At 44.0% G+C, this 7736-nt stretch carries 7 protein-coding genes and 1 pseudogene; 5 read left to right on the forward strand and 3 right to left on the reverse strand.

The genetic code is table 11. The features are described 5' to 3' along the window. Window positions 1–274 precede the first annotated feature (274 nt). Both IJJ71_RS07930 and IJJ71_RS07935 read right to left on the reverse strand, forming a co-directional pair. On the reverse strand, window positions 275–1237 hold the full coding sequence (locus IJJ71_RS07930; RefSeq protein WP_296846294.1) for an Rpn family recombination-promoting nuclease/putative transposase: 963 nt from the start codon (window positions 1235–1237) through the stop codon (window positions 275–277). 395 nt (window positions 1238–1632) lie between these two features. Then, window positions 1633–2670, reverse strand: a complete 1038-nt coding sequence (locus IJJ71_RS07935) for a metallophosphoesterase (RefSeq protein ID WP_296846295.1) — start codon at window positions 2668–2670, stop codon at window positions 1633–1635. A 46-nt stretch (window positions 2671–2716) separates the two neighbouring features. On the opposite strand from IJJ71_RS07935, the pseudogene IJJ71_RS14945 reads away from it, so the two are divergent. The 3 genes and pseudogenes from IJJ71_RS14945 to IJJ71_RS07945 form a co-directional block, all read left to right on the forward strand. Then, window positions 2717–2953, forward strand: a pseudogene (locus tag IJJ71_RS14945) (undecaprenyl-diphosphate phosphatase); the annotation flags it as partial. Between the two features lie 99 nt (window positions 2954–3052). Beyond that, window positions 3053–3802, forward strand: coding sequence for an undecaprenyl-diphosphate phosphatase (locus IJJ71_RS07940; protein ID WP_367113233.1), 750 nt, complete (start codon window positions 3053–3055; stop codon window positions 3800–3802). Between the two features lie 15 nt (window positions 3803–3817). Continuing rightward, window positions 3818–4843 carry a threonine aldolase family protein gene (locus IJJ71_RS07945; protein ID WP_296846297.1) on the forward strand — a complete coding sequence of 342 codons (1026 nt, stop codon included), beginning with the start codon at window positions 3818–3820 and terminating at the stop codon, window positions 4841–4843. A 10-nt stretch (window positions 4844–4853) separates the two neighbouring features. On the opposite strand, the gene IJJ71_RS07950 is transcribed toward IJJ71_RS07945, so the two are convergent. After that, the gene (locus IJJ71_RS07950; RefSeq protein ID WP_296846298.1) at window positions 4854–5177 is read right to left on the reverse strand and encodes a hypothetical protein; all 324 of its coding nucleotides are present in this window, start codon (window positions 5175–5177) and stop codon (window positions 4854–4856) included. Window positions 5178–5591: 414 nt separating this feature from the next. On the opposite strand from IJJ71_RS07950, the gene IJJ71_RS07955 reads away from it, so the two are divergent. Together IJJ71_RS07955 and IJJ71_RS07960 are read left to right on the forward strand one after the other, a co-directional pair. Beyond that, on the forward strand, window positions 5592–5912 hold the full coding sequence (locus tag IJJ71_RS07955; RefSeq protein ID WP_296846299.1) for a helix-turn-helix domain-containing protein: 321 nt from the start codon (window positions 5592–5594) through the stop codon (window positions 5910–5912). A gap of 19 nt (window positions 5913–5931) precedes the next feature. Beyond that, on the forward strand, window positions 5932–7736 hold a 1805-nt coding region (locus IJJ71_RS07960), incomplete at its 3' end, for a M3 family oligoendopeptidase (RefSeq protein ID WP_296846300.1).

The raw sequence follows: 7736 nt of genomic DNA on the forward strand, positions 1-7736 counted from the left end.
ACGAAAAAGTCGGGCACGGCTATGGAGCGGTGGCGGAGCCAGCCACTGGACTGAGCGTTAGCGAGGGAAGCGGCCGAGGGTGACTGAGCCGCGGAACAGCCGCAGCAAGTTGATTGCCCCATGAAAAACTTTCAAAAACTCAAGAAATTTCCATTTTTTTTCATTTTACATTGCCAAAATAAAGTAGATACACCCCGTCAAGAAAGCGCCCAGTAAAGACCACACCTGAATCCAAACCAAGCAGCTTCCCCCAAAAATTTTCAATTTTCCGTTTTCAACTTTCAATTTTCTCAGTTTCTAGTTCTTCTTTTATCGCAAGCACCTGCTCCAAAGGAAGGGAGCAACAATCCGCAATCATTTCGGCCGAAAGATTTGATTTTTTGAGCAAGTTCCGTGCATTTTCGCGGGCATTTTGCATGGCTCCCTTTTTGAGTCCTTTTTCAAGTCCTTTTTCAAGTCCTTTTTGGAGTCCTTTCCGTTCGGCACAATGCATTCTTGCATTATAATCACGCGTGCCTATGAATAATGAGTTTTCGAACGCCCAGTTTGCGTCCTCTTCGCTCATTCTCTTTACGATGAAATCTGCTGCCATAATGTCCTCCATGTTCTCCTTGACCTTTGCAAGATATTCCTGTTCTTTCGGATTGTCCTCGAAGGCGAAGAACATCCCCCACTTTTCGATAGGCGAAAGGTTTTCCGGCGGAGTTCCTTTTAGCCTGCGGATTTTCACAAGGTCGAGGAAAATCACATTGAGACTGTCGCCGAGCCTTCCGCCCGAATCACTCCTCATATTATACCACGACACCGCTGACATGTCATCTTTGTCGTATTCAAAGTTGAGCACCGAAATCTGATAGACTTTTTCGGTCTGCCATTCGTTTCCTTTTTTTGCGTTCATGTTCAGAAGCCGGGCAGACTGGATTTCCGCCCGTGTTCCGAAGTCATAGTCATAGTCATACTGCCGTCCCTGTACCTCGATGTCCGCCCTCTCGCCGTCATTGAAGACCACACTGACATCAAACGACATCTGCATGTTTTTGGGAATCTCAACGGGCGGTTCGTTCGGCTGGAGAGTGAGTGAAATGACCTGTTTGCCGATAGCAGCGGTAAGCAAGCCCTTGAGGGCCAGGTCGGATTCTTCCGTGCCTTGAGTGAAAATCGCCTTGAAAATCGGGTCAAGCCGCGGATTGAGGATTGCCGTTGGTGAAGGTCTGAGTGTTGCTTTTTTCTGTACCATAAATGAACCTCGCTTGAAAATAAATATCACATGGGAATTTTTTCCACGCATATATGTATTTCCAAAATTTTTTCATTTTTGGCAATGTAAAAGCAATTTTTTTGAAAAAAGTAAAAAAAAATTGCCACACGGATGTGGCGGAGAGCAATTAAATCGCAAGAATTTTCAGAATGAAAATTCTTGTCACGACATGGATGTCGCAAATAGTCTGAAAAATGCAAAAAATTTTTCCTATCACGAAAATGTCGGGCACGGCTATGGAGCGGTGGCGTAGCCAGCCACTGGACTGAGGAGCGAATGAAATGAGTGACGAGGGAAGAGGCCGAGGGTGAGCGAGCCGCGGAACAGCCGCAGCAGGTGGATTGCCCCCAACCTTCCATGAAAAAATATTCTACCTAAAATCGGCTCTCGTGCGGAACTACATCTATAATTACGAGTTCCGGGCTGTTTCCAATTCTTGGGAAAGCAGGTTTTTGATATGACAAACCACGGCTTATGACCATTGCGGACGGTTTTTCGTCTTCAAAAAATTCGTAGAGGCCGCCAACATATTTCGGAAAGAAGCCTTGATTTGGCGCATACACACCCTTTATAATTTTTCCGAATCTCCACTGTCCGCCGTGCGTATGTCCGCTGAGAACCAAATCAAAACAGCCGGCTTTTTTATAATCTTCTATATATTCCGGGCGGTGCGCAAGAAGAATCGTGCACAAGATTTTTGAACCGGCAGCGGCCGCATTTTTCTGAGCAGTCTCGGTCACATTCTTTAAGTTCTCAATCCGTTCGAGATATTTTTCTGGATTATCCTTTCCTTTCTTTCGCTCTTCATAATTGAGGTCGATAAATGGGTCCGGGATTCCTGCGACTATAACATCACCAAGCGGCAATGAAACTTTCTGCGCTTTTCCTTCGATTACGACTCCGCCATTATCTGTAATCATATAGTTGAATTCCTCGTTGTGGTACGCATAAAATTCATGGTTGCCCGAAACATAAAAAAACGGCGCGACATCTTTTATGCCCTCAATAAGATACTGCACATGCTGAACCGGGCGGTAAGATTTTGTCTGGAAATCAAAAATATCGCCGGTCAAGGCAATCAAATCGGGCTTCGCATCCTTGATTTTTTGAATCAGAGTGTCTTCGTTGCTTCCGAACATTGCCGAATGGAAATCTGAAATAAGCACAATTCGGATAGATTTTTCGCGGTCAACGGTAATTTCTTTTTTTGCGACATAGCCATTTCCTTCCTCATAGTGGCCTTCCAGCCGGGCTTTACGGCGAGCTTCCTTTTCGGCTGCAATCCGCTCTTCTTCCAGGCGGTGTTCTTCTTTTCCTGCATCTGAATAATCAACGATATAATTTGGAACGACAACTGACGAACATGAAACAAAAATTGCTGCGAGTGCAAAAAGAACGGAAAACTTTTTCATAATGAGGAAAGTATATCAAAATGAAGAAATATGTTACACTAGCAGCATGTCAATTTTTCAAGCAATTATTCTTGGTGTTTTACAGGGAATCGCGGAATTTCTGCCGATTTCGTCAAGCGGACATCTTGCGGTGGCGCAAAAACTTTTTGGTCTCAGCGATGTTCCCCTTCTTTTTGATGTAATGCTGCACCTGGCAACTCTGGCGGCGGTAATTCTTTATTTCAGGAAGAAAATCGCCCGCCTTTTCGTGATTTTGTTCAGATGGATTTTGCCAAACGGAAAACGGAAAATTGAAAATGGAAAATTAGAAAATGAGGAGGGGAAAGCCTTCCCCTGCAAAAGCAAATCAAATAATATATTTATAAATGATGCCCACAAGGAGGTGGGCGAAAGCAAGATAAACCCGCAAGAATTTTGCTTGCAAAATTCTTGTCACGACAGGATGTCGGAGGCTACCCCTTCTCCTAGGGGCATAGCCCCTAAAACCCCGGAAGCCGACCTTCTCACGGGCACGGACGAGCTTGGCCGAAAGACAATTCTGGCTGTGATTTTTGCAACTGTCGTAACTGGCGCAATCGGCGTTGTTACGAGCAAGCTTATTCCAGAACTTCCGATTAAAGTCACTTGCGCAGGATTTTTGTTCACAGCATGTCTTTTGATTTTCAGTGCAAAATTTGAAAAACGAAAGTCCGCCCGCAAAAGTGACGTCCCCTTCGACTCCGCTCAGGGAACACTCAGCCAGTCTGGCGAAGTCAAACCAAAGGGCATTTCCATTCTTCAGGCACTTTTTATCGGCTTCATGCAGGGAGTCGGAACTTTGCCAGGTATAAGCCGATCTGGTTCAACTATTGCGGGCGCACAGCTTGCGGGCGTAAACCGGGCTGCGGCAGGCGAATTTTCGTTCATCGTCTCGATTCCGGCGATTCTGGGCGCATTCGTGCTTGAAGCAAAAGATTTGGGTGAAGTCGGAAGTCAGATTGGTGTTCTTCCAGTATTCTGCGGCTGTCTTGCGGCATTCGCATGGGGCTACCTCTCGCTTTCGATTTTGATGAAATTGATTCGCAAAGGCAAACTTGAATGGTTCGCCTGCTACTTGATTCCGCTCGGAATCTTAGGACTTATTTTCTTCTAAGCTTCGGAGTTTTTTATGATTTCTTTTGAAAGTGATTATATTGAAGGTGCTCACCCGCTTATTCTGGAAGCACTGGCAAAATCAAATATGGAAAGTCTTTCTGGCTACGGAAGCGATAAATACACAGAGCGTGCAAAAGAAAAAATCGCCGCCGCCTGCGGTTTGCCAGAAGCTCAGGTCTTTTTTCTCACAGGCGGCACTCAGACAAATCAGATTGTAATCGACACGATGCTTGCCCAATATGAAGGCGTAGTTTCGGCTCAAACGGGCCATGTCAGCGTTCACGAAGCCGGCGCAATCGAATATACAGGCCGGAAAGTCCTTACGCTTCCAGCCCATAACGGCAAAATAGATGCAAGCGAGCTTGATTCCTTTATCAAAGATTTTTATGCGGACGGAAACCATGAGCACATGGTTTTTCCGGGACTTTGCTACATTTCCCACCCGACAGAATACGGAACCCTTTATTCAAAAGAGGAGCTTTCTCAAATCAGCGAAGTCTGCCACAAGCACGGAATCCCGCTTTTTATGGACGGAGCAAGGCTTGGCTACGGCCTGGCAAGCAGGCAGACTGATATAACTTTGCAGGATGTCGCCCGCTTGTGCGATGTTTTTTATATCGGCGGAACAAAGGTCGGCGCGCTTTGCGGTGAGGCCGTCGTATTCACAAAGAAAAATATGCCGGCCCACTTCGACCATCTTGTTAAAAAACACGGCGCGCTTCTTGCAAAGGGGCGGCTTCTCGGAGTTCAGTTCGACACACTCTTCACCGATGACCTTTATTTCAAAATCAGCAAAAACGCAATTGACCGGGCGGAAGAACTCAAATCGGCCTTCAGCGAAAAAGGCTACAAATTTTTCATCGACTCGCCGACAAACCAGCAGTTCGTGATTCTCGAAAATTCAAAAATGCAGGAGCTGCAGAAAAGCGTAAAATTCTCTTTCTGGGAAAAATATGACGAGAATCACACGGTCGTGCGCTTTGCGACAAGCTGGGCAACCACAAGCGAAAAGATTTCTGAACTTAGGAGCGTTTTATGACAAACAAAATCTAGGGTATCACATAATAATCGCTTGGATAAAAATTTTCATCTCCATAGGATATTGATTCAATGCAGAAAATCATAACATAACCTGATTTTACGATTCGGCCCATATCATTTTGGAGATATCCAAGTAAAGGCTCAAGTTCTCGTAAATCAGAAAGTGTCAAATTTGATTCTGAGAGCCAAGATTCTGCTTCTTTTGTATTTGAAAAAACAACAAAAAAATCTGGTGTGTTTTTTCCTTTTTCTCCGTATCTATCAAAAATCCAAGAATCACCAAAAAGTGATGAGGCAAAAAACATACTACAAAAAACAAAAAAGTATTTCAACAAAAACTCCAAAAAAAATGCCCTTTTTCGAAAATGAAGAAGGGCAGGATTTGATTTAGTTATTTCCAGTATCAGCTCGCCAACATTCTCGTGAGCAATATTTCTGGCAAGAAAACATCGGATTTATAAGAGAGGTACCAAGCGTACAAATCGCAAATACAAGTCCAACTTTCGTTAATTTTTTGCCTTTGGAATTAATTCCTTTTCCAACTCTGAATTCACAACCACAATTTTTGCACTGTTTGTAATGTGGTTTTCCGAAAAGACTGTTTTCAACCTGTCCCATAAAAACTCCTTTGCGTTTTCTGTCCGCCGACAATGATTTTTGAAATTTAAAGCTAATAGCTAGATAATTATTCTAATATCACTAAAGGCTTGTGCCAATTATAAAAACAAGCCGATAGCATTAGAAACATGTCGTTGAGGAATGTATTTATAAATAATTTAAAGTTTTACAGAAAAAATTCACATTTCAGTCAGCAACAACTCGCCGAAAAATGCAATATCGCCACGAATTATTTGAGCGAAATTGAAACTGGCAAAAAATTTCCTTCCGTTGAGATGATTGAGACATTTTCAAAAGAGCTTTCTGTTCCAGCGTATCTTTTCTTCATTGAATCAACAGAAGTCAAAATAAACAAAGATTTTATCACAAAAAAACGCAATGAAGAATTCAGCCAAAAACTTTTGAAAAATATAACAAATCTGTTGAAAGATTATGAATTCTTAGAATAATTTGTGATAAAATACCACTATGACAAACTCAAACAAAATCCCACGATGGAACCTGGATTCCATTTTTCCTTCAATAAAATCCGCTGAATACCAGAAGGCTCTTTCTGACTTTGAAAGCGGCATGGAAAATCTTGAGTCGCTTTTGGAGTCGGCAAGCAATTTCATAAAAAATGCCGGCGAGAATTTTGACTTTCCGGTCTGGCTCAAAGGCTTTCTTGAGGCGGACGAAAAAGTTTCGGCTCTTTGCGGCTCGCTCAATGCCTATGCCTACATAATTTACTCGGTTGACACCACGAACACGGACTATCTCAACAATATCACTCAGATTGACAATCTCACGCTCCGTTACAAGCAGCTTGATTTGACTTTCAAGTCGGTTTTGCTCGCTAACAGTGGCCGCCTCGAAGATTTTTACAAGCGTTTCCCGGAATTTGAGGAATACCGCTACATTCTGAATGAAACTCTCGAAGAGACAAAGCATCAGATGTCACCGCTCGAAGAAAAACTTGCGGGCGAACTTCAGCAGACTGGCGGAGATGCGTGGGACAGGCTTCACGAGCAACTGATTTCAAATCTCAAAGATGCTGAAACAGGCAAAACTTTCAACGAATTACGCAATGATGCGTACTCAGCAGACCCGGAATTACGCAAATCTGCGTATCATAAAGAAATTTCACTTCTCAAACAGAATGAAATCGCGTTTGCGGCCTGCCTCAACAATCTCAAAGGCGAAACCCTCACGCTAAACCGCCACCGAAAATGGCAGAAGCCGCTCGACCGCTCTCTTTCCTCTGCCCGACTTTCACAAAAAACGCTCGACGCGCTGATCAGTTCAATCGAAGAAAGCCTTCCTCTCTGGCGGGAATATTTCAATCTAAAGGCTGATTTTCTTCACAAAAACAATCTCACAGTCTCTCAGGACAAAAAAGGTCTTGCTTTTTACGATTTGTTTGCCCCGCTTGTTTCGACTCCGCTCAACAAACGGGATAATTCCGAAAAAGGTCTTCTTTCAAAAGAATGGACTTTCGACGAGGCCCGCGATTACATCATCGAACGATATTCTTCTTTCAGTGCGGAAATGGGCGAGTTTGCCAAAAAAGCCTTTGCCGAAAACTGGATTGATGCCGAAGTACGAGCAGGAAAGGTAGGCGGGGCTTACGACGAAGATTTTGCACTCGGGCACCAGAGCCGAATCATGACAAACTTCACGGGCGCATTCAGCGACATAATCACGCTGGCGCACGAACTCGGCCACGCATATCATTTTTCTTGCATGAAAGGAAAACCGCCGGCATTTTTCTCATACCCGATGACGCTCGCCGAAACCGCCTCAACCTTCGCAGAAACAATCGTCAAGCAGGACATGATTTCAAAATGCAGCGATGCCGAAAAAATTCAGATTCTGGATTTGGACTTGCAGGATGTGAGCCAGGTTCTGGTCGATATTTTGTGCCGATTCTACTTTGAGCGCAGTGTTTTTGAAGAACGAAAGAACGGCGAGCTTAACTCAGATGATTTCTGCCGTCTCATGCGCGAAGCTCAGGAAAAATCTTATGGAAACGGACTTAACAGCGAGCGGCACGAATATATGTGGGCAGTAAAATCACATTATTATTCAACAGGACTGGACTTTTACAACTTCCCCTACGCTTTCGGACAGCTTTTCGCAGCAGGATTGTACGCCCGCTACCAGAAAGAAGGAAAAGATTTCGCCAAAACCTACGCAGAATTGCTTTCAAACACAGGCAACATGAGCTGCGAAGATTTGTGCAAAAAAGCAGGTTTCGACATCACGCAAAAAGATTTCTGGAAACACGGAATCGA

Origin of the sequence: Treponema sp. (assembly GCF_017430385.1) — a bacterium.
In the GTDB taxonomy this organism is placed as follows: domain Bacteria; phylum Spirochaetota; class Spirochaetia; order Treponematales; family Treponemataceae; genus Treponema_D.